The sequence below is a fragment of the Paenibacillus sp. IHBB 3054 genome (assembly GCF_051594305.1).
Lineage (GTDB): Bacteria > Bacillota > Bacilli > Paenibacillales > Paenibacillaceae > Paenibacillus_AQ.
In genome coordinates, this window is the sequence record NZ_JBOFBG010000039.1 from 1 (window position 1) to 25,410 (window position 25,410).

19 protein-coding genes and 7 tRNA genes are annotated in these 25,410 nt (G+C 47.0%); 19 read left to right on the forward strand and 7 right to left on the reverse strand.

The window, feature by feature from the left end; all coding sequences use genetic code 11:
• Positions 1-155 precede the first annotated feature (155 nt).
• The 8 genes from ACQ76X_RS28625 to ACQ76X_RS28660 all read left to right on the forward strand — a co-directional run bounded on the left by ACQ76X_RS28625 (position 156) and on the right by ACQ76X_RS28660 (position 1,584).
• Positions 156-683 (forward strand): AAA family ATPase, encoded by a 528-nt coding sequence (locus tag ACQ76X_RS28625; protein ID WP_438497215.1) that lies wholly within the window; start codon positions 156-158, stop codon positions 681-683.
• A gap of 139 nt (positions 684-822) precedes the next feature.
• Positions 823-894, forward strand: a tRNA-Glu gene (locus tag ACQ76X_RS28630).
• A gap of 81 nt (positions 895-975) precedes the next feature.
• A tRNA-Val gene (locus ACQ76X_RS28635) sits at positions 976-1,051 on the forward strand.
• Between the two features lie 67 nt (positions 1,052-1,118).
• Positions 1,119-1,192: transfer RNA gene (locus ACQ76X_RS28640), tRNA-Met, on the forward strand.
• A 6-nt stretch (positions 1,193-1,198) separates the two neighbouring features.
• Positions 1,199-1,276 (forward strand) — tRNA-Asp (locus tag ACQ76X_RS28645).
• A 46-nt stretch (positions 1,277-1,322) separates the two neighbouring features.
• Positions 1,323-1,397: transfer RNA gene (locus ACQ76X_RS28650), tRNA-Gly, on the forward strand.
• Positions 1,398-1,403: 6 nt separating this feature from the next.
• Positions 1,404-1,480 (forward strand) — tRNA-Arg (locus tag ACQ76X_RS28655).
• Positions 1,481-1,505: 25 nt separating this feature from the next.
• Positions 1,506-1,584: transfer RNA gene (locus tag ACQ76X_RS28660), tRNA-Leu, on the forward strand.
• A 768-nt stretch (positions 1,585-2,352) separates the two neighbouring features.
• On the opposite strand, the gene ACQ76X_RS28665 is transcribed toward ACQ76X_RS28660, so the two are convergent.
• Positions 2,353-3,960, reverse strand: coding sequence for a response regulator (locus tag ACQ76X_RS28665; protein ID WP_438497217.1), 1,608 nt, complete (start codon positions 3,958-3,960; stop codon positions 2,353-2,355).
• Positions 3,953-5,782, reverse strand: a complete 1,830-nt coding sequence (locus ACQ76X_RS28670) for a sensor histidine kinase (RefSeq protein WP_438497219.1) — start codon at positions 5,780-5,782, stop codon at positions 3,953-3,955. The genes ACQ76X_RS28665 and ACQ76X_RS28670 overlap by 8 nt, the downstream gene beginning before the upstream one ends.
• Positions 5,783-6,101: 319 nt before the next feature.
• On the opposite strand from ACQ76X_RS28670, the gene ACQ76X_RS28675 reads away from it, so the two are divergent.
• The 6 genes from ACQ76X_RS28675 to ACQ76X_RS28700 are packed head-to-tail and all read left to right on the forward strand — an operon-like array spanning position 6,102 to position 13,354.
• Positions 6,102-7,463: an ABC transporter substrate-binding protein gene (locus ACQ76X_RS28675; protein WP_438497220.1), complete on the forward strand. Its 1,362-nt coding sequence runs from the start codon at positions 6,102-6,104 to the stop codon at positions 7,461-7,463.
• Positions 7,464-7,517: 54 nt separating this feature from the next.
• Positions 7,518-8,393 carry a carbohydrate ABC transporter permease gene (locus tag ACQ76X_RS28680; protein ID WP_438497221.1) on the forward strand — a complete coding sequence of 292 codons (876 nt, stop codon included), beginning with the start codon at positions 7,518-7,520 and terminating at the stop codon, positions 8,391-8,393.
• A gap of 20 nt (positions 8,394-8,413) precedes the next feature.
• A complete protein-coding gene (locus ACQ76X_RS28685; RefSeq protein WP_340899745.1) occupies positions 8,414-9,238 on the forward strand; it encodes a carbohydrate ABC transporter permease in 825 nt (274 codons plus the stop codon).
• Positions 9,239-9,290: 52 nt separating this feature from the next.
• Positions 9,291-11,552 (forward strand): glycoside hydrolase family 65 protein, encoded by a 2,262-nt coding sequence (locus ACQ76X_RS28690; RefSeq protein WP_438497222.1) that lies wholly within the window; start codon positions 9,291-9,293, stop codon positions 11,550-11,552.
• The gene (pgmB, locus tag ACQ76X_RS28695) at positions 11,533-12,237 is read left to right on the forward strand and encodes a beta-phosphoglucomutase (protein ID WP_438497223.1); all 705 of its coding nucleotides are present in this window, start codon (positions 11,533-11,535) and stop codon (positions 12,235-12,237) included. The genes ACQ76X_RS28690 and pgmB overlap by 20 nt, the downstream gene beginning before the upstream one ends.
• On the forward strand, positions 12,230-13,354 hold the full coding sequence (locus ACQ76X_RS28700) for a DUF4432 family protein (RefSeq protein WP_438497224.1): 1,125 nt from the start codon (positions 12,230-12,232) through the stop codon (positions 13,352-13,354). Before pgmB ends, ACQ76X_RS28700 begins: the two co-directional genes overlap by 8 nt.
• Before the next feature lie 152 nt (positions 13,355-13,506).
• Here the strand turns inward: ACQ76X_RS28700 and ACQ76X_RS28705 are convergent, their stop codons facing one another.
• Complete coding sequence (locus tag ACQ76X_RS28705) at positions 13,507-17,193, reverse strand: CBM35 domain-containing protein (RefSeq protein WP_438497225.1); 3,687 nt, start codon at positions 17,191-17,193, stop codon at positions 13,507-13,509.
• A gap of 431 nt (positions 17,194-17,624) precedes the next feature.
• On the opposite strand from ACQ76X_RS28705, the gene ACQ76X_RS28710 reads away from it, so the two are divergent.
• The gene (locus ACQ76X_RS28710) at positions 17,625-17,816 is read left to right on the forward strand and encodes a hypothetical protein (RefSeq protein ID WP_438497227.1); all 192 of its coding nucleotides are present in this window, start codon (positions 17,625-17,627) and stop codon (positions 17,814-17,816) included.
• A gap of 729 nt (positions 17,817-18,545) precedes the next feature.
• On the opposite strand, the gene ACQ76X_RS28715 is transcribed toward ACQ76X_RS28710, so the two are convergent.
• Genes ACQ76X_RS28715 through ACQ76X_RS28730 form a run of 4 tightly spaced genes read right to left on the reverse strand, consistent with a single transcriptional unit; the run spans position 18,546 to position 21,357 of the window.
• Positions 18,546-18,899: a YxeA family protein gene (locus ACQ76X_RS28715; protein ID WP_438497228.1), complete on the reverse strand. Its 354-nt coding sequence runs from the start codon at positions 18,897-18,899 to the stop codon at positions 18,546-18,548.
• 29 nt (positions 18,900-18,928) lie between these two features.
• Positions 18,929-19,660 (reverse strand): ABC transporter permease, encoded by a 732-nt coding sequence (locus tag ACQ76X_RS28720; protein WP_438497230.1) that lies wholly within the window; start codon positions 19,658-19,660, stop codon positions 18,929-18,931.
• Between the two features lie 12 nt (positions 19,661-19,672).
• Positions 19,673-20,425: an ABC transporter permease gene (locus ACQ76X_RS28725; RefSeq protein WP_438497231.1), complete on the reverse strand. Its 753-nt coding sequence runs from the start codon at positions 20,423-20,425 to the stop codon at positions 19,673-19,675.
• Positions 20,422-21,357 carry an ATP-binding cassette domain-containing protein gene (locus ACQ76X_RS28730; RefSeq protein ID WP_438497233.1) on the reverse strand — a complete coding sequence of 312 codons (936 nt, stop codon included), beginning with the start codon at positions 21,355-21,357 and terminating at the stop codon, positions 20,422-20,424. Before ACQ76X_RS28730 ends, ACQ76X_RS28725 begins: the two co-directional genes overlap by 4 nt.
• Positions 21,358-21,496: 139 nt before the next feature.
• Here ACQ76X_RS28730 and ACQ76X_RS28735 point away from each other — a divergent pair, with 139 nt between their 5' ends.
• Genes ACQ76X_RS28735 through ACQ76X_RS28750 form a run of 4 tightly spaced genes read left to right on the forward strand, consistent with a single transcriptional unit; the run spans position 21,497 to position 25,378 of the window.
• Entirely contained in the window at positions 21,497-22,210 is a 714-nt protein-coding gene (locus tag ACQ76X_RS28735; protein ID WP_438497235.1) for a response regulator transcription factor, read from the forward strand.
• Positions 22,210-23,634 carry a sensor histidine kinase gene (locus ACQ76X_RS28740; protein WP_438497237.1) on the forward strand — a complete coding sequence of 475 codons (1,425 nt, stop codon included), beginning with the start codon at positions 22,210-22,212 and terminating at the stop codon, positions 23,632-23,634. The genes ACQ76X_RS28735 and ACQ76X_RS28740 overlap by 1 nt, the downstream gene beginning before the upstream one ends.
• Positions 23,635-23,681: 47 nt before the next feature.
• Positions 23,682-24,386: a response regulator transcription factor gene (locus tag ACQ76X_RS28745; RefSeq protein WP_340896883.1), complete on the forward strand. Its 705-nt coding sequence runs from the start codon at positions 23,682-23,684 to the stop codon at positions 24,384-24,386.
• On the forward strand, positions 24,383-25,378 hold the full coding sequence (locus ACQ76X_RS28750; RefSeq protein ID WP_438497238.1) for a sensor histidine kinase: 996 nt from the start codon (positions 24,383-24,385) through the stop codon (positions 25,376-25,378). Before ACQ76X_RS28745 ends, ACQ76X_RS28750 begins: the two co-directional genes overlap by 4 nt.
• The last annotated feature ends 32 nt before the right edge of the window (positions 25,379-25,410 follow it).

A 25,410-nucleotide genomic window follows, 5' to 3' on the forward strand; every position in this document is an offset into this window, starting at 1 on the left:
CCCTCCAGCGCCGATGGTACTTGGACCGAAGGGTCCTGGGAGAGTAGGACGCCGCCAAGCACAGAGACCACTGTTGATTTAATCAGCAGTGGTCTTTTGTTTATGCTACGCTTCGCTAATACTAGGAATGGAAAGAACTCAAGGGGAGACTATTAATGATCATATGGATTAATGGGGCGTTTGGATCGGGAAAGACGGAAACGGCTTATGCACTAAACCGCAGAATACCACAATCTTTTGTGTTCGATCCGGAGAATGCAGGATATTACATCCGAGAGAGCATTCCGCACGAGATTTCCCAAGGTGATTTTCAGGATCATCCTCTTTGGCGCGAAATAAACTATTCTATGCTAAAATACATAGAATCTCAGTACAGTGGAACTATTATTGTGCCTATGACCGTTACGGATTCCGGCTACTTTATGGAGATTGTTGGAAGATTAAGGCAAGAAGGTGTGGAGGTTCATCATTTCACCTTATGTGCTTCCCAGGAGACGCTGCTTAGAAGATTGAATAGCCGGGGTGACTCCAATAACTCTTGGCCCGCCCAACAGATTGAGCGATGTCTCAAGGGCCTTGCACAGGAGATATTTCAATGCCACCTGAATAATGACCAGTTGACAGTTGAAGAAGTAGTAGAGGCTATAGCGTTACAACTGGGTATCACCCTGTTACCTGCATAACTTCAGCTCTAATTATTGCAGATTAGCTAGCTTAAGATCTTACTGAAAGAAATAAATTATAAAATCCTTATAAACTATTGCTATATAGGCTTATAATTGATATAATACTTTTTGTTGTCACAAAAGACAACTTTATTGTGGCCCGTTGGTCAAGGGGTTAAGACACCTCCCTTTCACGGAGGTAACATGGGTTCGAATCCCATACGGGTCATCAACTTTTTATTGAATTCCGCTGATAAAGATTGCTTTTATCAGAAGAATGTGTTAAGATCATTAAGTTGCTTCTTTCATTGGAGGCTTAGCTCAGCTGGGAGAGCATCTGCCTTACAAGCAGAGGGTCGGGGGTTCGAACCCCTCAGCCTCCACCAGAGGATTCCCTAAATAGCGGAATGTTTTGCTTCTGGAAAGATCAAAGAAATAAACACTTTTTACTGACGCGGGGTGGAGCAGCCCGGTAGCTCGTCGGGCTCATAACCCGAAGGCCGCAGGTTCAAATCCTGCCCCCGCAATTATTTGGAACCGTGGTGTAGTTGGCCTAACATGCCTGCCTGTCACGCAGGAGATCGCGGGTTCGAATCCCGTCGGTTCCGCCATTTATGGCACCGGGTTAGAATCTCAGCAATATCATACATACTGTGTGCGGACGTGGCTCAGCGGTAGAGCATCGCCTTGCCAAGGCGAGGGTCGCGGGTTCGATTCCCGTCGTCCGCTCCATAATATGCGCCCTTAGCTCAGCTGGATAGAGCGTTTGACTACGAATCAAAAGGCCGGGAGTTCGAATCTCTCAGGGCGCGCCATTTTTACTCTAATAATTAAATATACGCCGGCGTGGCGGAATGGCAGACGCGCTCGACTCAAAATCGAGTGGGAAACCGTGGAGGTTCGAGTCCTCTCGCCGGTATTAGCTAAAAAGGTTATGAAATTGTATTTATACAATTTCATAACCTTTTTTTATATTTAAATGGTCTGACTCCATGTTTTTGCAAAGGAACTTTTGACGATGTTTGCAATTGTTAAATAATCACTATGACCGAGCCATTCCTGGACATCCTTCATGCAGACCCCATTGCATTCACATTGAGATAGTCCAGGTAGTCCTTACAGTAAGAAGCCTTGCAGAAGTGTCATCTTATCCTATTATTGTTTAAGGCGCAGCAGCAGTTCGTAGAAAGCGTCCGCTGGCTTGCTTTATCCTTTGATCGATCCTTCTCAATCGTGATTAGCTTTCGATTAAGCTACCTTTCACAAATTCCACGAGATTGTTAACCAACAAAGAGATGCGCAAACGGGGTTGGGATAACAAAGAGATGCTTTCAATACAGGGAAGCAAACGGATATTTGTCTGCAGCGCGCCAATGTGGCCGCAAAATAAACCGGTAAGACCGTATGAATTGCGCGCCATGAGCACAAATGTTGAAATTCAAGTTAAAGAGCCAAGCCGCCGATGAGGTGCTTGGCTTTTTGTGCAAATATAAGAAATTATATGCTTCACGCTATAAATTATCCTTCTATTTCTCGCTGAAACGGATACCGTTCTTTTGAGGACGGCGAAGCAATTTCCACTTGGCTTGGCAGGGCAACCGGAATAATCACCGGCGCATCCGCAGTCCTGCGGGTGCACCGGTGATTGACTGGAAAGCAGGAAGATGATAATGAGCAGCGTCGGCTTTTATCCCATTTCTGTCTGTGAATAATTCAGCTTGTATTCCTTGGGACTCATCCCTGTGTACTTGGAGAACACATGGGTGAAATAAGCAGGTGTCTCAATACCGACTGCTTCCGCGACTTCAAATACTTTACTCGCCGGATTCCTGAGTAATTTCTTGGCCATTTCAATCCGGTACTTGTTAATCGCGTCGATGATGGACTCACCGGTTACTTTCTTGTAAAGGCGGCTGAGGTAGCTGCTGTTGATATGGATATGGTCCGCAATAATCTGCAGATTCAGGTTCTGGTTGTAATTCTCTCTTATAAATTTCTGGCATTCTATAACAATGTAATTGGGCTGCTTGTCATTAAATGCCACTGCCCTCGAGCAGCTTCGAATCAAGCGCTTTAAGGTGTCTGCCAACAGCTGAATGCTCTTGCTCTCCTGGATTTGCTTATAAACCATGGATTGGCTTTCATACAACTCCGGTGCGAAGGGGTGGCTGGCGCTCAGCAAACGGAAACAGTATGAACCGATAAGCAGACAAGCCACCTTTACATTCTCAATCGGCTCTTTGATACTCCTGTAGCTCTCAAGTAACTGATCCAGTTGATTAATTGCCAGATCGCTTTGTCCTTGTTGCAGATATTCAACAATTTGCTCTGCGGCATGATGGGGAGGAGCTCCGGGAGTGAGTGACTGGTTAGTATGAGGCATATAAACAGCCACATAATTATCGCTATAAAAGCTGCCTTGCAGCGCTTCTCTTGCCTCACGGTAAGCTTTTGACAGCGTCAGCACATCCCGGTGTATCAAACTGATGCCGATATTGAGATGGAATCGTCTAAAGTTCTCTGCCATGGCGAGAACTTCATTGCAAATCGTGAGCAAGGCTTGTGTGGAGACTGCTGAGTTGCCGCCGCCCATAGAGACAATAGCCAGCAAGGAGTTTTTTTTCATTGGCATTATATAAGAGGGCCGTTTCTCGAAGGCTAGCACAAGGAATTGGCGAATGGAGGCCAAGAACCGGTGATATTCATTCGTTGGGGGGGAGCTGAGCGTATCCTTAACCTCCAGATGGACCCCGAAATAGTTCTCCAATTGCAAACCAAGCTCTCTTGAGCGGCTGAATAAACTCGCTTCATCGCTGATCAAGCCTTCAACGGCCTCCTTCAGAAATTTCTCACTGATTTCGGAAAGATTGTCGTTGATCTTGCTCTCCAGCTGTCTCAATTTCTGCTTCTGCTCTTTCTCCTTTTCTAGCAGCCGCGTTGCTTTTTCAATCGCCCCGGGAATCTTCTCTGTGGGATTGGACTTGACCACAAAATCTACTACTTCATACTGAATGGCAGTTTGGGCATAGGAGAAGTCAGCGAAGGCTGTAAGGAGGATGACCTTGATCTGCGGAAAGTTCCGGTGTACATGGTCCGATAAAGCAAGACCGTCCATCCCCGGCATGCGGATATCGGTTACAATAATATCGATATCATAATGGCTGAGCATCTCCACGGCTTCCATCCCATTGGAGGCTTCACAAATTACCTCACATTGGAGAGCCCCCCAATCAATAAAACACTTCAGCCCTTTTTTGATAACAGGCTCATCATCAACGATCATTACGTTATACATGCGATAGTTCCCCCTGATCTACTGGTATGTGAAGGGTAACTTTGGCTCCCGACCCAAATTCGCTCTCGACATCAACTCCATAAGGCTCGCCGTAGACCAGCTTGACCCGTTTATGCGTGTTGATCAGGCCAATATTGTTGTGGCCTTGTTTGCGCATGGTCATGCTTTCGAAATTACTCCAATTCCGGGGGACATGCTCAAATCCATTGCCATTGTCCGTAATCTCAAAATAGATCGAATCGTTTCTGCGGTAAATGTGGATGTGGATGATTCCTTTGCCCAGCTTTTTTTCCACACCGTGAACAACGGCATTTTCCACCAAGGGTTCGACACTGAGCTTGGGAAGCAACAGATCCAGTATGGCCTCGTCCTCAATATGGATCGTATACTCAATTTTATCCTCAAACCTTTCTTTCTGCAGATAAAGATAAAATTTGATATAATCCAGTTCCTGACGAATCGGGACCTTGGCCAGACTATTGGAATAAATACCTGCCTGCAGCAGCTCCGTAAGGGATGTCACCATTTTGTAAACGGTCTCATCTTTAGACAATTTTGCTTTGTAGCCAATGGTAATCAACGTATTGAACAGGAAATGGGGATTCATCTGGGCTTGCAAAAATTTGATCTCCGACTCTTTGATCAGCAGGTGCTTCTCATAAACTTCCTTGATGAGATAATTGATTTCTTCCGTCATTCTGTTGAAGGTGGTACTCAACTGATTGAGCTCCACATCTTTGTAGGCCGGCATCCTTGTGTTGTAATCACCTTTCTTTACCTTACGGATACTCCGCAGCAGATCACGGATGACTCGGGTAAAGCGAAGAGATAACAGGACGCCTGCTGCGAGGGATATGAAAGCAATCAGAGCGATAATCCAAATGTAATTACGCATGCTCTCGGACAATTTGGAGAGTACTTGCTTCTTAGGGATGCCTGCAATGAAGGTAAGCCCGGTTGTGCCGATGCTGCGGGAAACGGCCAGGTAGCTTTCCTGGTTGATCTTGACTTCACTTACTTCGGCATTGTCTTTCAGCGCATAGACAGCGGGAGAAACGATAGAACCCAACTCTTGCTTATCGGCACTGGAATAGATGGCCCCCTGGTTATCAATAATGTAAGCCATAGCACCCGGGAAGGCGAGCAGCCCGGAATATTTTTCTGCTAAATCCGCCTCATTCGTGCCAAAAATCAGCACAAGGCGCTGCTGGGGAAGGTTGATATTGGATACAATTCGTGTGAAATAGATGGTTCGGTCCTCGAGGTTTGGAGTGATAATTTCCTTGCCCCGAACGATGCCATTAACCGAATGATAGACAGCGAGATTGTTCTTGTTAATTTGTTCAATGTTGGGTTGTGACTTTAGAACGGATATATAATTGTCCGCATCAAAAAAAACATAAGCCGTTGACAGCAGGCTGATATTCCAAGCGTTGTTGAACATAAGGCTGTATCTCAGGTCTTCTTCCATTTCACTTTTATTGATAAATATTTTGTAGTAGTCGTCTCCCGGAGACACATCCTCGATTGACCAGGTTCGTACCGTTTTATTGGCGAGGAAATGCAGAGAGGTATTATCAATAATCTGAAAAGATTTCTCGATATTGTCGTTGGTCTGGCGGATCAGAAGAGACAGATTATCATTGGCATTCCTCGTCAGAATCCCGGAGATGTTCCAATAGAAATAGCAGCCGGCGAACGTCATCGGCAAAAGAATAAGAAGAAAGATTATAATCACAATTTTATTCCTTACCGGAATGCGGGAGATAACTCCAAAAATTGGGCGAAGGCTGAGTCGTCGCATGATCTGTTCATTGGACATGCTATCTGCTCCTTGGATTGATGATACTATAGTAAAGCTATTATATAATCTTTTTTTTGTGGCGAATAGCCGAACAGAACGAAATACAGCCATTTCCGGCCATGTGGTAAAGAAAACAACAAAGAGTTAAAGAAATCTGAAAGCCCTTTCAGTTGTCCTGCTGCCTTTCCATATTTGCTCAAGATATTATAAAAGATAATACCGAAAAACCAATTCATTCGCATTTTTCTTTGTTCTACAATGAGAGCTGTAACAAACCGCAATTGGCCGCAGAGTTACTACCCTGCATCAAGCCATCATTATTAAAGGGGGATTTGATTTGAGAAAGCCATTGTACAAAGCGAGCTGTACCTTAGCAAGCACTCTAATTCTGGCCATGTCCATTTCGGCATGCGGATCACAGAATTCATCAGAGAACAGCGGGGCGCCCGCAACTGCTGCATCATCCGCCTCGGGTCAGTCAAGCACCGCTCCTACTGCCAAGGCGCCGGTGAAAATTTCTTATCTTACCTTCCGGGTGGGCACTCATGCATCAGCCAAGCTGGAGGAGGAACAGATCAAGCAGTTTAATGCCAAGTATGGTGATGAAGTGGAAGTTGTGGTTGAAGAAATCCCAAGTGATTCCGCGTATGAGGACAAACTGAAGATTCTGGCAGCCTCCGGGGATGTTCCGGATGTCGTCATGGGCAAGAACGGAATTAATGACATTTTGATCAAGGGTAATCTTGCAACCCCTTTCAATGACTATTTGGATAAGGACCCGGAATGGAAGGCAGCGATCGGCGAAGCGGCGCTTGCTGCCAATACCCGGGATGGAAAGGTCTGGTCGATCAGTGATCAGAAGCAGAACATCGGTTATTTCTACAACAAGGAAATGTTTGAGCAGGCAGGGATCAAGCCGGCGCAGACTTGGGATGAATTTATGAGCAACAACGAAAAGCTCAAGGCAGCAGGCTTTGTTCCGCTCGCGTTGATGACCGGGGAGAATGCCTGGACGACCAACCTGATTCTCGCTGCCATCGTCGGCACAAACGGGGATAATGGCAATTCGTTCATGAACACACTGCACCCCTCCAACTTTAATACGCCAGAAATGATTCAAGCACTCAACTTGATGAAGACGATACTGGAGAAGTATACAACCAAGGATGCGCTTGGTGCCGGATACGCCAATGCAGCGAACACCTTCTGCCAGAACAAGGCGGCTATGATTGCCAATGGGCCTTGGATGATCGGTGACTTTAGCGATCCGACCAAATCCAGTGAAGGGTTCGATAAAAAGGTGGGTGTCGCAGCATTTCCGAACAACAGCTTGATCTCGACATATGAGGTTGGCTATATGATCGGAGCCAAAACACCGGAAACACGCGCCGCCGCCGAGAAATTCATCCGTTTCAAGACGGGGTTGGAGGGACAGACCATCGCGCTTGAATATGGCAATGTGATGCCGGTATCCAATGAAATTCAGCCTTCGGATACGCTTAAGCAGAAATATCCGATTTTTGTTGAAGCCATAGCTGTAGCCCAAAAGACACAGGTTCATTATGGATCGTTTGACTCCATCGTCTATCCCAACATAACCGACGCCTGGAAGAACCTCTATCCGAAGCTGGTATTCGGCCGATCGACGGCAGAGGAGATTACCAAGGATCTGACGGATCTTGCAGCCAAAAGTAAATAAACAGCAAGCTGACGATTGAGAGTACGAATTGTCCGATTGGGGAGGACCATATGGATGGTTAGGAAAAATAGAGGGTACATCACACTTTTCTTGTTGCCGACTGTTGCACTGTTTATTATTGTCTATGCCGTATCGCTTGTCATTCTGTTCGGTACATCCTTTACAGAATGGTCGGCCGGACGAAAACCGGTTTTTATCGGTCTCGTCAACTATATCCAACTGTTTACTGACGATTCTGATTTTCGTCAGAGCTTTCTAAATACGGTTGTCTGGGTTTTGCTCCAGTCCACGATCCACGTCGCCATCGGTACGGTATTCGCGATTATTCTAAGTATGAAAGAATTCTATTGGAAGTTTGCGCGAACGGTTTACATGTTTCCCAACATCATCTCAGGCGCAGCCGTTGGTATGCTGTTCTTATGCATGCTCAATCCTGATTTCGGTGCAGTGAACAGCATTGTCCGCTTGTTTGGTAATGCGGATTACGCTCAGAACTGGTTCATGGATTACGCAACCGCCTTCTTCTCTGTCACAATGACCTGGTTGCCCTATGCGGCTGTCGTTACCATTCTGATTCTGGCCGAGATTGCAGCAATTCCGGAAAGCCTGTTTGAATCGGCGCGTATCGACGGGGCCAGTGAGTTGAAAATCAATCTGTATATCATCCTTCCTATGCTGCGTAATATTATTGGCACCTGCGTGATTCTAGCCGGAACAAGTATGCTGCAGAAGATGGATATTATTATGATGACGACAGGTGGCGGACCCGGCAATGAAACAATGAATCTGCCCATTTATATTTACAAGACCGCACTCATGGACAATAACTTTGGTTATTCCAATTCGGTGGGCGTCTTCCTAATCGGCTTTGGCTTGATTTTTGTCCTGCTTTGCCGAAATCTGTTCAGAATAGGCAGCTCCCATAACTGAATGGAGCGACTGGGGTGAGAATGTTGAAAAAAGGTTTGGTTGTGCTCAAGTATGGGTTTGTGCTCCTGCTTGTACTGTTGTCGCTTGGTCCGTTCCTGTGGGTGCTGATGGCTTCATTCAAGACAAATGCCGAGATTTTGACCAATTCGCTCGGCTGGCCAAGCAGCTTCCGCTTTTCCAATTACTCCATGGCCTTCAAAATTGCGCCGATTTCCCGGTTTTACATCAACAGTGTGATCGTTGGTATCTTCGGGACATTATTGAATTTGCTTCTTCTCGGAATGGCAGCCTATGTCCTGGCACGCTTTCAATTCCGCTGCAAGAAGCTGCTGATGGGAGCGTTCTCCCTTTCTCTGCTGATTCCGGGTGCTGCCATGCTGCAGCCGCTATATTTGACGGTTAACACGTTGGGGCTTTACGACAAGCTGATTGGACTTATTATCGTTTATGCCGGCTTTGGTTTGCCGGTCTCGCTCTATATTCTATCAAGCTATTTCCTGACTATTCCCAAGGAAATGGAGGAATCGGCTTATCTGGACGGTGCCAGCTTTATCAAGACGTTCTTCAAAATTATTTTGCCCATATCGAAGCCGGGCTTCGGCACGGCGGGTGTGATGCAGTTTCTGCTCTGCTGGAATGAATTTCAATTCGCTATAATTCTGACGACGGGCAATCAAAGCCGTACACTGCCGCTTGCGCTCTACTATTTTAAAAGCCAATTTGCCAGTGATTACGGAGTCATGTTTGCTGCTACGATAATCGTTATCATACCAAGTATCCTGGTTTATATCGTGTTGCAGAAGCAAGTTGTATCCGGACTTGCCGCGGGAGCGGTCAAGGGATGATGAACCGGATGATGACAAAAGAGAAAACACCAGAGAAATTGAGGGGTTGCAGATGAACGAGGAAACCCTGTGGTGCCTGAAAGAAAACGGGTATCACGCCGAACTGCACAAGCATTATGAAGGACTCTTTACCCAAGGAAATGGCTATATGCATGTCCGCGGAAGCTTTGAGGAGGGGTGCAGTGATGCGCCCCAGGATGAGGACTACCTGCGCTTTCCCGATAACGTAACGCTTGAGAAGCCGCGGCATCCCAAATCTAAGCAGGGAACCTATATCCCGGGTATTGTCGGCCGGCATCCGCTGCTGAAGGAGGAAATTGTCAATCTCCCTTATTATTTGGGGCTTGAATTTCTGTCTGACGGTGAGAGTCTGGATATGGATCGGTGCCGGATCAGCGGCTACAGGCGCTGGCTGGATTTGCGTAATGGAAGCCTTCATCGTTCATTTGTATGGGAAACGGCAGAGGGCATGCAGCTTCACTATACATTTAACCGGTATATCAGCATAGTGGATACCCATCTTTGTATCCAGCGGGTACAGATTGAGGTGTTGTCAGGTGAAGGAAGGCTGGAGGTGAAGGCCACCCTCCGGGCGGATGTGCGCACCAATGGAATGAATCATTTTGCCCGGATTGTTCCCTGGGCGGAATCAAAGGGGAGCCTGTCACTCGATACCTTAACGGAGGAGGGCAATCAAATCTTCATGCTGTCTGCGCTGGAAGTCTCTGAAGCGATGACCTGGCATACTGAAAACACCCAGACGCTGGCTGCGCTACGTGGTGATTGCAGGCTGCAGACCGGGGACCGGTTGACTGTCAGCAAGCTGACTTCGGTGACGACGGATCGGGACATGGAGGAGGGAACGGCCCGCGACAGGGCGCTTACTCATCTTGGCCACGCCCGCGATTTGGGCTGGGAACAGCTTTATAACCGGCATGCTGCCAAGTGGAAGAGCAAATGGCAGGATGCTGATATCCGCATCAAGGGTGATGATATGGCACAAGTAAGCGTCCGCGCTTCTCTCTATCATCTGATCCGCTCCAATGCGGAACAGGATGCACGGGTGGCAATCTGTGCCAAGGGTTATGCCGGGGAGGCCTATTTCGGCAGGTATTTCTGGGATACGGAGATCAACCTGCTGCCCTTCTTCCTGCACACCAACCCGCAGGCCGCCGGCAATCTGCTTCTTTTCCGCTACAATACGCTCGAGGGGGCCAGGCGCAACGCGCGGAATTATGGATACCGGGGAGCGCGATATGCCTGGGAGTCCTCGTTAAGCGGCGAAGAGCAATGTGCCAACTGGCAGTACGCTGATCATGAAATTCATATAACGGCGGATGTAGTTTATGCCCTGTACCACTACGTGAATGCTACAGGAGATGATGAATTTCTGGAGCGCTACGGAATTGATATTCTGGTTGAGACGGCCCGCTATTGGTCGGATCGGGTGGATTGGAACCGGGAGGGGTATGGCGAGCTGCTCGGCGTTATGGGGCCGGATGAATATTTGCCATTCACCCGTAACAATGCCTTTACCAATCGCATGGTCAAATTCAGTCTGGAGCAGACCGTTGCTTGTCTGGACAGCCTGCAAAGAAATAAGCCGGATAGCTATGCGTCTGCGGTAGAGCGACTGGGCATTTCTCCGGATGAACGGGAGCTCTTCCGGCACACGGCGGAGAAGCTGAGGCTGCCTTACGACAGCAGGATGGAAATTGTGCCGCAATCCGACGATTTCGCCCACTATGCAGATGTGGAATTTGAAAGTCTCTGGACAGACCGGTCCAGGCCATTTGGCCATTTCATTTCCCAAGAGCGCAATTATCGCTCCAAGGCGTTAAAGCAGGCGGATGTTCTGGAATTAATGCTGCTGTTTCCACAGGAATTCTCCCAGGAGCAGATGAAAGCGTCCTATGCGTATTATGAGCCGATCACGACCCATGATTCCTCCTTGTCAGCGGCGGTTCACGGCATTGTGGCATCCTGGCTGAATCAAAAGGAAGAAGCGGGAGATTTTCTGCGGCGGGTGATGGCTATCGATCTCTCCTTGGAGAAAAAGGGTGCTGCTGAAGGGATTCACATCGCCAATTGCGGGGGCCTGTGGCAGCTCATCGTTTACGGATTTGCCGGTTTGACGAGTGCGATGTGGAGCGAGACCCTTCACCTGCAACCCCGGCTGCCTGAGGGCTGGGAGGAGCTGAGCTTCCAGATCGTTTGGCGAGGGGAGCGCTACCGGGTAACGGTTAATCCAGGTGCTTATGAAGTGCACAAGCTGGACGGGAGGGAGAAAGCTATTGCGAGCAAAACCATTTGAGGCAGCCATCTTTGATTTGGACGGCGTCATTGTTGATACCGCAAAATTTCACTACAAAGCCTGGAAGCGTCTTGCCGGGGAGTTAGGGTTCGCTTTCAGCGAAAGAGAGAATGAGCAGCTGAAGGGCGTCAGCCGCATGGAGTCGCTTGATCTTCTGCTTCGGGCCGGAAGGATCACGGATGTGACGCCGGAACGGAGGGAGGCGTGGGCTTCCCGGAAAAATGAGTGGTACAAGGAGTTCCTTGCAACGCTTACGCCCGCTGATGTATTGCCCGGTGTCCGCAACTTTCTTGGCCTTTTGCGCTCATGCGGAATCAAAACAGGGATTGCATCGGCCAGCAAAAACGCTCCTTTAATTATGAACAAAGTGAACATCGGGCCGCTGTTTGACGTGGTGGTGGACGGGAACAGCATTGTCAGGGCGAAGCCAGACCCGGAGGTGTTCCTGCAAGCAGCGAGGCTGCTCGGTGTGGCGCCGGGCGCATGTTTTGTATTTGAAGATGCGGCAGCCGGTGTGGAGGGGGCGATCCGAGCCGGCATGCGCGTTGTCGGCATTGGAGCTGAGCAACTGCTTGCCCGCTCCCATCTTAACATCACTAGCTTTGAGCAGCTTGAGCCCGTTTTTCTGATGAGCCATATCGGCGTAGCCAATCACACCGGGTTGGGAGACGGCCTGAATGAATAATAAGCGAACTACCTTATTGACGCTGATGCAAATGCGGCCGGATATTCCGTATGCGCTGCCAGGTGGCGGTTTTGTCACTCTGACGCTTTTTACAGATCGCTTGGGCTCACAGCTGCATCTGTTGACCGCATCCAATGGCAGGCTTGTCTTTACCGTGATTCTGGAGCGGGGTATGGACATGGGGGAAGTCTGGCTGGACTCTGAGAAGATCAGCTGGAAGCGTGATGAGCGATATCTGCTGCATCCGGAACACGTGGACCTGTCTGACAATGAGCATTCAGGCTGGGATTCGGGCTTCTATGCGGCAGTGGCTGCCATCGGTCCTGAAATCTTCGGCACACCCGATGAGGTAAGAACCGTCCATGGGACGGGGTCTTATTCCCCGGCGTTACTGGAATCGATACGACTAGTCTGGGATGAACGGCAGATTTGCTTGGAGGGCAACGTTCCAGTGAGAGGGTATGGAACGTTGCCTGTTTATGAAAAAACAATCCGGATAGTAACGAATTACGGGGCAGCTGCGCTGTTCCGGGAGGATACGGTGCGGAATTTAACGGATACACCCCAACCTGTAGACGATGGTTACCATATCCAGCTGGCGGGGACTTTTATGTCGGGCGGCGGAAGTTATGTTCTGCCGGTTTCGTCAAAAAAACTGCTTCTCCGGGACTCTGCCCCTCCAGAGGAAGATCCGTTTGCCGTTTACGATTCCGAAACCAGGCTGGACCCGATCCGCTGTTATCAATACGTTCCTGAGCCAGTGGAGGGGCTGTCCGATCTGCCGCAGGTCCGCGATTACTGCGCTGCCACAGGCGATGGCCAGGAGCTGACGGCTGAGATGCTGGTGAATGCAGGAAAAGATGCCGCAACCTATGTGATTCGTTCCCTGCAATGTTATCCCCGTTCACTGGTAGCCAAACGGGCGATCGTGGACTGCATGTATGCTCTGGAGCCCTGTAAGACCAGACCCAATTCTATAAAGCAAAAAACGATAGACGGCGAAATTGTCTATATCGGACCCCGTGGACAGTGTACCGGCTGGATCATCTTGGGGGCGACACGTGATCCGCAGGAAATTACAGCCCTTACGCACTTGATCCGAAGTGCTGCGAAGTGAGACAAAACAAAAACACCTTCAAGAGGATGGAACCTATCGTAAGATAGGAGATAACCTTGGAGGTGTTTTCACGTTCGGATTTAAGCGAAAAAATAACCAGTCACCGGTGGACTTCCGGTGACTGGTTGCTTAACCCCTGCAAGGTGTTTTCTTTAATTAGCCCCAGGGCTTTCCTCAAAGATGGCCTTAACAGTCACCGCCTCATCGGGCATGGTAAAGGTGTTTCCGGCAATGTTTAACCCTATTGGACGGATAACCTTCCATTCCTTGAAGATATAGCCCGCTTCAGGTATGGCTGTTAGCGTAACTTCTGTATCCTTTGCCGCAGAAGCTACATTGGCGCTTGCTGTGCCGCGACCCTCGGTTTCGACTGTGATGCTGTGACTGACCGGTGGAGAGCTGTCAACAATGTTGACGGTGAACTTGACCGGATTCCCTGTATCAAAGGAGATTGTAAATTCCGCCTTATTACTGTTTGCAAGTCCAAGTGCAGCCAGATATCCGCTCTTGATGGTCAAGGTGTTTCCTGTGACGACGTAGCCATCCGGTATTACCGGATTTCCGTTGTATACTACTTCCGTTACAGAACTTGCTTTATTCCATGTGATAATGGTGCTTGCATCACCGGGTGCATGGAGATCGTAGTTTACACTTTCAGGATTGATTTCCGCATCGTCTGCCGTAACCTTGCTAACCTCGGTCACTGCGCTGAATTCACTGTAGCTGAGGTTACGAATTTCAATTCTCATGCGTTGATTATCTTTAGCCTGGTCATCAGCTAACCTTACAGTTGCACCGTCATTATTGGATGCTCCTTCTACAGTGATTATTTTTCTATTACTTTTGTTCATTATTTTATAGTAGTCACCGTCTTTTTCCAATTTCCACTGTTGAGTATCAGGTATTGAGTCTCCGGAAGCTTTTATATTTTGACAGATTTGCTGTATGGCTGAACCCGAAAGAATGTCGATTACATGACCGCTTTGAACAGACTGTATTTGGTAATATCCTGTGCCGAGATCCAAGAATCTCCACAATTGATTATTGCCATCACCATTTGCCCATTGGTTAATCACAGCTTTCGGATCACTTGAAACTTTGTCAACATCCAATGCCTTTCCGCTGTGCTTGGGTTGGATTTTAACCATCTTTTCAGGAATTATTTTCTTAGCACTCGAACTCATATATCCGCCGCTGAATTTATCAATTGTGAGACTGTCGATATTAAATTTTCCGGTATCACCTGCTTTACGTATGAATTTAATTACATTTTTTCCGGCTTTTAGGTTTACTGACTCTGTTGCATCCGTCCAGGTATCCCAGTTCACTGTCGGAGGTAATGAAACTTGTTTTATTCTCTCTTCGTTAACATACATGGTCATTGTTATATTTGACTTCTGCGCGCCAGAATATCTCAATGTTGAAGTATATGAAGCTGTATTTGGTACGTTTACTTCATATTTGATTGAATCTCCTTCTTGCTCAAAGCCGGCTACAAATCCGTTGCCTTCATACCATAAATGATCCTTAGCAATCTTTAAGCTCCCTTCTCTGGTTGCTTCCTCTGCCTGATATCTCCAGGGAGTACGTTTGTTAAGATGGATACTGTCCATATTTATAATGCCTGAATTATCCGTTTCAGATTTATAAGTGATGGTGTTTTTTCCCTCTTTCAGGCTTAAAGTCTCAAGCTTTTCTCTCCAGACAGTAAGTCCTCCAGTAGCCGGGAAGGTTATATTTTTAACATATTTGCCGTTCAAATACAGACCTAAGGTTTTACCTGCAGTTTCTTTTGCATATCTCAGCTTTACATCATAGGACGCTGCATTCTCAACATTAATAGAAAACTCCACCGATGAGTTAGCTTTTGATAGCCCGGTTACATAACCGATCCCCATATTGCCATCTTTTGCGTAAACTACTTTAGCATCTGTTGATCCCGTAGTTTTTGCATTTTCTGCTCCATAATGCCAGGTAGTTGCTTCGGTAACGGTTATATAATCAAGATTTACATTACCGGTGTCGCCCTGGTCATATTTATACATGATGGTATTTTCCCCTTCATTGAGGAAAACATTGTCATAACGATCAGCCCAGTTGTCCCAGTTTTTTAAACTAAAGAAATCTACCTGTTTGATTTTTTGGCCATTTACATACATACTCATGGTTCTGTCATCATTAAACCCTAAGCTGTAGCCCAGCTTAACCGAATAGTTGCCTGCATTAGCGGCATTTACCTTAAAGGTGACCGCAGAATTTGAAATCCATAGTCCGCCGGCAAAACCGGTTCCGCTATATCCCGGATGGTTTTTATCTACCTTTGCATTTCCGGACAATTCGGCACTTTCTGCTTCGTACAATGTGCTTCTTTTTATAATCATGGCATCCAGAGCCAACGTGCTCTTGCCGAAAAGACGGATCTTGTTGCTTCCGGCGTTAAGCTTAATGTTATAAGCTGATTTAAGATCGAAGTTGGCATCAAAGCCTGCATTGGATGTAAATGAAATTGTTCGGGAAGCCTCTTGGTTGACGCCCAATTTCATGTTAACAGTATCCGCCGTATTATTATTGTATCTGAAATCCAGTGAGTAGGTTCCTGTAGCGTTCGTGTTTACAGTAAACTCTACATAGTCATTGTCGCTGCTGTTATTGAATTTTTCATATACGCTGCTCGAAGCATAAGCACTTTTTCCAACTACTTTTGAAACTCCTGACAACCTTGCATCCTCAGCTTCATAAATTTCGCTTTTTTCCTCTCCTGAGGGTCTGCCCAGAATGGTGCCGGGATTTGAAGGAATTCCGGGATTTATGAAATCATTATCATTCCAATTTATACGTTGAGCTCTTATTCCTCTGTTTCCGCCGCCTTGTCCATGGGTCGGTATGCCATGGTACATGATCCAATCCTCTGTACCGTCCTCAGACTTAAGGAACAAAGGCGATCCCGGTCCATAAGAACTGTTTTCATCCGATCGTTTCATGACAGGTTCAGGATGTTTCTTCCAGGATTCGGCTTTCATAACATCAGATGTTGCATCAGCTACGGATACCCCGACAGAATAGTTATCATTCATAAAGCTGCTTGCGGAATAGGCGAAATAGATCTTGCCGTTTCGTTCAACTACTGCAGCACCCTCATTTATACTGTCGTGATGCTTTTCCCAGTCATATTGCGGCATTGCCACTGTAGCTTCTTCGCCTTCCAATGTCCACGGGTTCTTCATTTTGACAATCGTTGGACTCTCGTCAAATTTGGTTTTTGCAGGATCATTAGGGTCAGGGAAATAGTAGTATTTTGTATAGGTGAAGTAGCTTTCCCCTTTAATGGATACAACGCCGCATGCCAACCCATAGCCTTGCGTATTCAGAAGTCCCTTCTTTGTGGTAATCTGACCATCGCTGTCTGCATTAGCGGATTCTCCCTTGAGCTCCCAGGTTCCTTCAAAAGGATCGGGAGAGGAGTTCTCCAGGACGTAGGAACTTGGATGTCCGTATCCAAAGCTTTTCTCTGGACCTGAAGAGAAATAAATATACCATTTTCCTTCCAGTCTATATATATATGGACCCCACACAAACCCGAAATTACTCGGTTTCTTCCAAACGATTTTGCTTTTTGCAGTGGATACGCCGAGAATGGTTTCATGTCTTTTTAATGTGATATTATTATCGCCAGAAAAAGCTGAATAGTAATAACCGTCCGCAGCCTTGGCAATTGTAGGATCAGCACCGCCCATAAGCGGGTTTACATAATTAGAAGTTACATCTGCATTAGAGATGCCTGACAGCAATAATGAAAGTATTATCGCAAAGGATAACATAATTAAACTTTTTTTCTTCATAGTAATCTCCTTCTCTAATTAATTTTTAATAAGAACGAAGGATAGCTTTCATGCGATCACGGTGCCAGATTTTAAAACGGTATGTTCACTTTACACCCCCCTTAAAGATACGGATCACCGATTGTAACCGCTTGCACGTTTTTTCTGTAGCACTACGCATTCATTATAAAATAAAAGCGGAACTGTTTTTCGGCATCATGTTTTGCGATATTTTGAGGGATTATATTTGCAGGAGAAGAGTCGTGAATAGAAACTCGATTTTCTTGCTTTTTTTTTAGCTTTCTTATGCTATTTTTACTTTATGCCTGATACGCGAAATCTACCGGTTCAGGCTTTTACATCGTCCCACAGTGAGGAGAATGGGCATACCCCACTCCTTTCTTTTTGGGCAGGATTATAATCAATCTATAAATAACTCAAAATAAGGGGGGATGAGAACGTTTACCTTTTGCTTGGGGATTACCCTGACAGTTGGCATGACCGCCTGCAGCAGTGGAAAGGCGAAGAATGTGGCTGCCAATGGAACATCGTTCGACTCGGTGTGGAAGAAGTTAGTTATCAAATATTGGACCGATGGCCGTCATGAGCAGGAATATATCAAAGAGCTGACCAAGGGAAAATAGGATTTAGGACAACATCTGTGGATGTACATTTTGATGATGTTTTAGAGCTTGTCTTCAAACTGGAAGAGCTCTGGGGAAGCAGGGATTTAGTATTGAAAGTAGGGTACCTAAAAGCCTGCGCGGGTTCGTGTACTCGGACTCAGGAGGCGCTATGGAGAGTAAAACCCCTGTTTATTCTCTTTTGCGGACCCAGACGACCTTATCTGCTCTGCATTCTATCTAAAAGCGGCCATCAGGGAGAAATAACTGCGCTGGAGTCCGTTTTCCTACTGTAACAGGCTAAAAGTTCCAAATAAGTGCAACTCGGTCCGTTCATGCTTAGAGCCAGGAATACACTTTCCGGACGCACACACGCCTTCGGAAGAAGAGCGAAGTCTCTGAAACACCGAAACGTAAGCCTCCACCGAAAAAACTACCTAGTGGCGAAATGCCTTTCTCCGCGTGTGATCAGAAAATGCTACTGTACCCATGATTCCTTAGGGCATACAGCAGCAGGTTTTGGCGGGTGAAGCGGTTTGAAGACACGCCCTAGTAAAAGGTAATAAATAAAGCGCCTACGGACATTTCGCGATCGAGTGGGAAACCGGGGAGGTTCGAGTCCTCTCGCCGGTATATCTAATTACAGGCTTATAGAATTGCTATCGGGCGATTTTATAAGCCTGTTTTTATATTTTCATAAGCATGGATTTATCTTACGCCTAGTCAATTCCTTCACACTATGCCTGATTATTATTTTACAATAAGCTGCTTTACTTGCTCTGGAAGCTCTTCTGGCGATATTTCTTCCCAATGTGTTACACCGCGCAGAAAGGTTGCAAACAGCTTCAAACTCGCATTCTTCTGAAGCTGTTTACTGGCAGTGAAGCTTAATTTCTTGGTATTCCCCTGAGCTGTGTATCCGGTAAGTTCATAATTGTATCTGCCATCCTCTCTTTGGCCCACAGCGGCATGGTCTACAATGCTGTAATAGACTTTTTTTCCGGCAGGATGATCCGGTGTCAGTTTTTGAGGATCGATCAGGAAGAAACAGAAGCAGGCTAACACAACAATCACTAAGGCAAGCAATATATACTTTCTTTTCATTACTCAGGATCCCCCCCTTTTCTGTTGCATCAGGATAAAGCCATATCTTTATGCTTCAGCCGATGAATTGACCACGCCGCAAACAACGCAATAAACGTAACATTCATGAAGAAAAAGGAAAGGTTCTCTGCAGGTGTCAAATCCCGCTGGCTCAGCACACTCATACCGATGGTCAACAGGGAGTAGGGGAACAACATACCGATTTTCGCTACATACATGACCAGACCAAGGAAGACTGCACAGAGACTGATTCCGATCGGGGCAGCGAAGCTGCGTATGCGTATGGAAAAACCTAATTGCAAGGCGGCAATAGCCACCGAGGAAAGCCATCCGCGAAAGCCCCAGACGATTGTTTCAGTTGGAAAGGCTCCGGAAATGGAAAACAGCTGACCAGCTGACCAGTACATCACCATGAATAACGTCTGCACTATGAAGATAAGTAAGCTTACGATAATAAGCTTGGCCATAAATACGCTAGAAACAGATACAGGGGAGGCTAGAATCAGATTCCAGTTCCGGTTGTTATGTTCTAGCCTGCATACGAATGCACAACAGATCGCAATGAGTATCGGCAGGAAAAATTCTCCGTAAAATAAACTGACCTGTGTCCACAAGCTGTACCATCCATTTTGCAAGGCTGCTTGATTAAAATAAAAGTTAAAACATCCGATCACCAGACTTATGACGGGCAGGATGGCCAGCACAAGGCTGATGCGGGAATGACGGAGCTTGAACCATTCAGTTGAAACGCTTCTGAGCATCTTGTTACCTCCTTAGATGTCTTGCCTTGAAATGTGAAAATTGCCGCATAAATAAAAGACAAGCGCTATGAATAAAGCTGCAAGCAGCAAGCCAAGGTGCATCGTTCCGCTCAAATACGTTCCGGAAGAGGCGTTATAAACATACATGACCGGGCTCAAATCCATATAGTAGGACCAAATAAAGAAATGGCGAATGGAAGGAGGAAACAGGGTTAGGGTTGTACCGAGAAAACCGCCCAACATACCCAGACTCAAGGCAAAGGCTTGATTCTTTACGGCCAGTGACAACCATTGCTGTATGGAGGTGATTGCCAAATTGGTGAGCAGCGTTCCGGCAATGAATTGCAAAAGCAGAGACACCGGCAGCGGTCCCGCGAAGTTGTTGAGGGATCCGAAGCCGATGATGAATCCCGCCTGGATAACGATGCCGTACAAAGCCAAGCTGCTGGCACACATGTACTTGGCTGCATAGACATGATTGCGGCCTATAGAGGTTGTCATAAGCATTTTCCAGGTGCTTCCCTTATGTTCCATATCACAAATCCTGGAAACAATAATTGCTGATATAATGGGCAGAAAAAGTCCATTCATAGAAGAAAGGGTGAAAATCAGCGCTTCCCATGAGGCGTTGTTCGGACTGCGGGAGATCGAGATGCTCATAGATAGCGAAGCCCACACCAATTCCGCAACCAGAAACAAGGTCAGCATCACCCAAACTTTTTTACGGCGGATTTTAAAATACTCCAAAGCTAAGGCCTTTATCACAGACTCCGCTCCTTTCCGGTAAGATCAAGAAATATATCCTCCAGACTTTTTTGATGTTCCTGAATTCTTGAAACAGAAAGGTTGCTTTCGACCAGAATTCGATTGATCCGGGACACCTCACCGTCATCCAAGTATTCGAACATGAGATGCTTTTCCTGAAATCTAGGCATATATTCATGCGCAAGCAGTATTTTTTCGGCTTTGGCGTTATCATTTGTCTGGATGTGTATCGTTGCCTGGTTATTCTTTCGAAGATCTTCCATCGTGCCCTGGAACAAAAGCTTGCCTTCACTGATAATTCCAACGGAACTCGCAATCTGCTCGATCTCCGACAGCAGGTGGCTTGAGAGTAGAAGGGTTATTCCATATTGCCCGGGCAGGGATTTAATCAGTTCCCGGATTTCACCGATCCCCGCAGGATCCAGTCCATTTGTAGGTTCATCGAGGATCAGCAGACTCGGAAAGGCAAGCAGAGCCATGGCAATCCCAAGACGCTGCTTCATACCCAGCGAATATTGGCTGGCTTGTTTGTGTTTTTGATTTTCAAGACGCACGATCTTCAGAGCTTCATCTATATTTTTGTTGGGCACGTTCCTCAGACGCTGCATCACCCGCATGTTTTCTAACCCGGTGAGATGTCCATAGTAGGACGGGGATTCAATCAGTGAACCCGTTTGGTTAAGGATAGATGCCCGGCTGTTCTCCAAGTCATTGCCAAAAATCTTGATCGTTCCTTCCGTAGGTTTAATAAGACCCAGCAGCATTTTTAAAGTAGTGGTTTTCCCCGCTCCGTTAGGACCTAGAAACCCATAAATCTCACCTTTCTCAACAATCAGACTAATTTGATGTACCCGGTGTATACCGTCATAAGATTTGGAAAGATTATGCGTCTGCACGATAGGGGACGAATTTATCAAGCCTCTCAACTCCATTTCTATAATTGTTCTTCAGTAATTAATATAGAGAGGTCTTCTTGCTTCCCGCTGAAGATAACCTTACAGTTACCTTAAATAAGAATAGACAATATCGAGTCACCGGCTATATCAGGTATACTAAACAGGGTGATGCGAATTGGATATCATAAAAAATAAAAAAGTACTGATCGTGGATGACGAACCAAAAATCCTTGAAATGATAGAGATGTTTTTACGCAAAGAAGGTTTTTTTCGTATTTTCATAGCCGGTAATTATGCTGATGCATTGAGGATCTGCAGGATGGAAAAGCCGGATGCGGCCATTCTGGATGTTATGCTGCCTGACGGAGATGGATTTTCTCTCCTTTCCGCAATCAGAACATTTTCGGACATGCCGGTGCTGTTTCTCTCTGCGCGTGGAGAGGATGAAGACAGGTTGCTTGGCCTTGGGCTGGGCGCGGATGATTATATCGTCAAGCCTTTTTTGCCGAGAGAATTGATTTTACGGCTGATGGCCATTTTAAAGCGGGCATATGCCTTCAATGCTCCCGAGAGGCTCCCTGTCTTCCGGCTGGGCGGACAGATGATAGATTTGGAAAGTGCTGTTGTGCGTAGAGAGGGCACCGAGCTTCCACTGACAGCCAAAGAACACGCAATACTGATTAAACTGTATGAGAACCAAGGAAGAATCGTAACAAGCGACGCCCTATGTCAGGCGGTATGGGGAGATGACAGCTTCGGTTATGAGAATACGTTAATGGTACATGTGCGGCGAATCCGGGAAAAAATAGAAGAGGAACCATCCAAGCCCGTGCATTTGCTTACGGTAAGAGGACTCGGTTATAAGCTGCTAGTACAGGGGGACCGGTAATGGATGGGGTTATCCGGATTTTACGGAAATTTGTTGTAGCGACGATTCTGGTTTCCGTCATGCTGCTTCTGTTCAACTTCATTATGCTGGGCTCCCTGGTATTCAAGGAAGTGCATAAAAGGCCTTCTCCGGAGACCGTTGTACAGCAGATCGCTGAAGGACTTACGGGGGGGAACGGAAAATATACTTTAGATGCGCAATCGGCGAATCTCCTGAAACAGGATCAAGCATGGGCTATGCTGCTGGATGAGAAAGGTGAGGTAAGGTGGAGTGAGAAGTTGCCTGGAGAAATTCCGCGTTCCTATACTCTTATTGATGTGGCTAAATTTTCACGCTTTTATCTCAAGGAGTATCCTGTGTATGTCTGGGAACATAAAGAGGGGCTGCTTGTCTTAGGGTATCCGAAGAATACGTATGTAAAATACCCGCTTGAATTTTTGGTGGATTGGCTCAAGTCACTGCCTATAAGAATTGTACTGGTCTTCGCAGCCAATATTGCGCTGGCTTTACTGTTATCCTTATTCACGGGGAACCGCTTAATCCGCAGCATTCGGCCACTGATTGAGGGGATTCATGCCCTGGCGAAGGAGAGGCCGGTCCATGTGGACAATGGCGGAATTTTCCGTGACCTATCAGAAAGCATAAATTCAACATCGGATATGCTCCAGAATAAAAATGACGCGCTTAAGGCCAGAGATGGAGCACGCTCCAATTGGATTGCAGGTATTTCCCATGATATCCGTACGCCGCTTTCCATGATTCTGGGCTATGCAAGTGAACTGGAAGAGCAACCCGGACTGACAACTGAACAAAAACAGCATGCAGCCATTATCCGGCGGCAGGGAGAGATTCTGCGATCTTTAGTGAATGACCTGAATCTGGTATCCATGCTAGAATACGAAATGCAGCCGCTGCATCTAAAACAGATCCGCCTCTCAGTTCTGGCAAGACAGGTAGCTTCCGAGTTTTTGAATAACGGTCTGGATGAGCGCTATCCCATTACAATCAAGATCAGTGATGAGAGCTTGAGAATTATGGGGGATGAGAGATTGCTGTATCGTGCGGTAAGCAATCTGGTTCATAACAGCGTACGGCATAACCCGGAAGGCTGCCGGATTATACTAGAGACGTCAAGTTCTTCTGAAGGTGCCTTCTATCAATTTGTTGTTGCGGATAACGGAACGGGCATTCCTAAAGAGCATTTATCAGAAGTTGTTGTTTTGCCCTATACGGCTGGGCGGATCCGCCCTGTTCGTCTAGGTCATGGATTGGGACTTCCGATGGTTGCACGAATCGCACAGGCCCACCAAGGCATGCTTATTCTGGAAAGTGACAAAGGCCAGGGGTTAAAAGCAACATTGAGATTGCGGGCGCATATTGTCCTTGAAAAGGCGGGGAACCCGCTGCCGGAGCCGGCGCTTTGAGCTGTTTAATATTAACATTGATGAACCCCATAAGGAGTGCCATGAATATGTTCAAAATTATGATTGTGGAGGATGATCCCAAAATTGCGGATCTTCTGCTGTCTGCTATTTTAAAGTACGGTTATGATGTGGTGCGGGTGAAGGACTTTCAACAGGTGTTTGAGGAATTCCAGCAGGTTAAGCCGGAGCTGGTGCTGCTTGACGTGAATCTCCCAAGTTACGATGGTTATTACTGGTGCCGGCAAATCCGCCGAATTTCCACCTGCCCGGTACTGTTTATTTCTGCCCGTGAAGGTGAAATGGATCAGATTATGGCACTTGAGAATGGCGGGGATGACTATATCACCAAGCCATTTCATTCGGGGGTTGTTCTAGCCAAGATTCACAGTCATCTCCGCCGTGCCTACGGGGAGTATGCGGCGAGACGCGAGGAGCCGGTGATAGAGCTGGAGGGGCTTACTCTCTATCCCGAAAGGCTTGAGCTGCAGCTGGGACAATCCATGGTGACCTTGACCAAAAAAGAATCGGATATAATAGAGAGCCTCATGGAGCGCTACCCAAGGGTGGCCAGCAGGGAGGCTTTACTGGAGAAGCTATGGGATCCGCAAGCTTTTGTGGATGAAAATACGCTCAACGTAAATATTACACGGGTCCGGAAGAAGTTCCAGGAGCTTGACATCGAGGAAGCTGTGCTTACGGTCAGGGGATCAGGCTATAAGTTGAACATCACCTGGACAGAGGGCAGCCAATGAAGCTGTTTATCCGGGAGCATACTTTATTGATTGCCGTTCAAATTGTTCAATTTGCTGCAATACTATCCATCTACTGGCTCGACGGCTATAACCATCTTTCGACTGCTCTTTATGCGGCCTTCATAGGTTTTTTCTTCCTTGGCTGTTATCTGGTTCGGCATTATCTCACCCGGCGCCGCTACTATCTTCGCCTGAGCCGGCCACTGGAAACGCTGGACGAATCTTATCAAAAGATTGATAACACACCGGTATCCAAAGCGCTTGAAGAATTGCTGCATGCTCAGTACCGCCATTCTATGCAGCAGCTCATAGCGGTGAAAAAGCAGCAGGAGCAGCACTTAACCTTTATTGATCAATGGGTTCATCAAATGAAAACGCCGCTGTCAGTCATTGAGCTCACGGTTCAGAATATGGATGAGCCTGAGTTTGCCAGCATCCGTGAGGAGCTGGAGCGGATGCGCAGCGGCCTGCATACGGTGCTATACATGGCCAGGCTTCGTGCCTTTGAAAAGGATTTTCACATCAAACCTGTCGTTCTGCCGGAACTCGTGAACGAGGTTGTGCATGACCACAAACGCCAGTTCATCCGCAACCGGATATTTCCCGAGGTTCTGGCTGGGGATCCTGGGATTACTGCCCAGAGCGATGAGAAATGGCTGTTCTTTATGCTGTCCCAAATCATTAACAATGCCATCAAATATTCAGCGGCCAAAGATACAGAGGATAAAAGGATTGTCGTTTCCTGCTACTTACGGAACGCTGAACCCATCATTGAGGTCAGAGATCAGGGGATAGGGATCCAGGCGTCTGATCTCAAACGGGTCTTTGACCCTTTTTTTACAGGCGACAACGGGCGGGGGCTGCGTGAATCTACGGGTATGGGACTGTACTTGACGAAGGAGTCTGCCGACCGTCTCGGGCACCGGCTTGAGCTGGAGTCGGAGGTTGGCGTAGGGACAGTGGTGCGCATTGTATTTGCAGCCAATCATTAGCTTACATCCGTGTAATAAAAGTGAAACCTAAA

Excerpts from the sequence above, each read along its gene's own strand:
- ACQ76X_RS28685 (WP_340899745.1), top strand. The coding sequence starts at position 8,414 with ATGTTGAAAAAAGGTTTGGTTGTGCTCAAGTATGGGTTTGTGCTCCTG.
- ACQ76X_RS28720 (WP_438497230.1), bottom strand. The coding sequence starts at position 19,660 with ATGCTCAGAAGCGTTTCAACTGAATGGTTCAAGCTCCGTCATTCCCGC.
- ACQ76X_RS28670 (WP_438497219.1), bottom strand. The coding sequence starts at position 5,782 with ATGTCCAATGAACAGATCATGCGACGACTCAGCCTTCGCCCAATTTTT.
- ACQ76X_RS28710 (WP_438497227.1), top strand. The coding sequence starts at position 17,625 with ATGAGAACGTTTACCTTTTGCTTGGGGATTACCCTGACAGTTGGCATG.
- ACQ76X_RS28750 (WP_438497238.1), top strand. The coding sequence starts at position 24,383 with ATGAAGCTGTTTATCCGGGAGCATACTTTATTGATTGCCGTTCAAATT.
- ACQ76X_RS28665 (WP_438497217.1), bottom strand. The coding sequence starts at position 3,960 with ATGTATAACGTAATGATCGTTGATGATGAGCCTGTTATCAAAAAAGGG.
- ACQ76X_RS28745 (WP_340896883.1), top strand. The coding sequence starts at position 23,682 with ATGTTCAAAATTATGATTGTGGAGGATGATCCCAAAATTGCGGATCTT.
- ACQ76X_RS28700 (WP_438497224.1), top strand. The coding sequence starts at position 12,230 with ATGAATAATAAGCGAACTACCTTATTGACGCTGATGCAAATGCGGCCG.
- ACQ76X_RS28690 (WP_438497222.1), top strand. The coding sequence starts at position 9,291 with ATGAACGAGGAAACCCTGTGGTGCCTGAAAGAAAACGGGTATCACGCC.
- ACQ76X_RS28715 (WP_438497228.1), bottom strand. The coding sequence starts at position 18,899 with ATGAAAAGAAAGTATATATTGCTTGCCTTAGTGATTGTTGTGTTAGCC.
- ACQ76X_RS28705 (WP_438497225.1), bottom strand. The coding sequence starts at position 17,193 with ATGAAGAAAAAAAGTTTAATTATGTTATCCTTTGCGATAATACTTTCA.
- ACQ76X_RS28740 (WP_438497237.1), top strand. The coding sequence starts at position 22,210 with ATGGATGGGGTTATCCGGATTTTACGGAAATTTGTTGTAGCGACGATT.
- ACQ76X_RS28730 (WP_438497233.1), bottom strand. The coding sequence starts at position 21,357 with ATGGAGTTGAGAGGCTTGATAAATTCGTCCCCTATCGTGCAGACGCAT.
- ACQ76X_RS28680 (WP_438497221.1), top strand. The coding sequence starts at position 7,518 with ATGGTTAGGAAAAATAGAGGGTACATCACACTTTTCTTGTTGCCGACT.
- ACQ76X_RS28625 (WP_438497215.1), top strand. The coding sequence starts at position 156 with ATGATCATATGGATTAATGGGGCGTTTGGATCGGGAAAGACGGAAACG.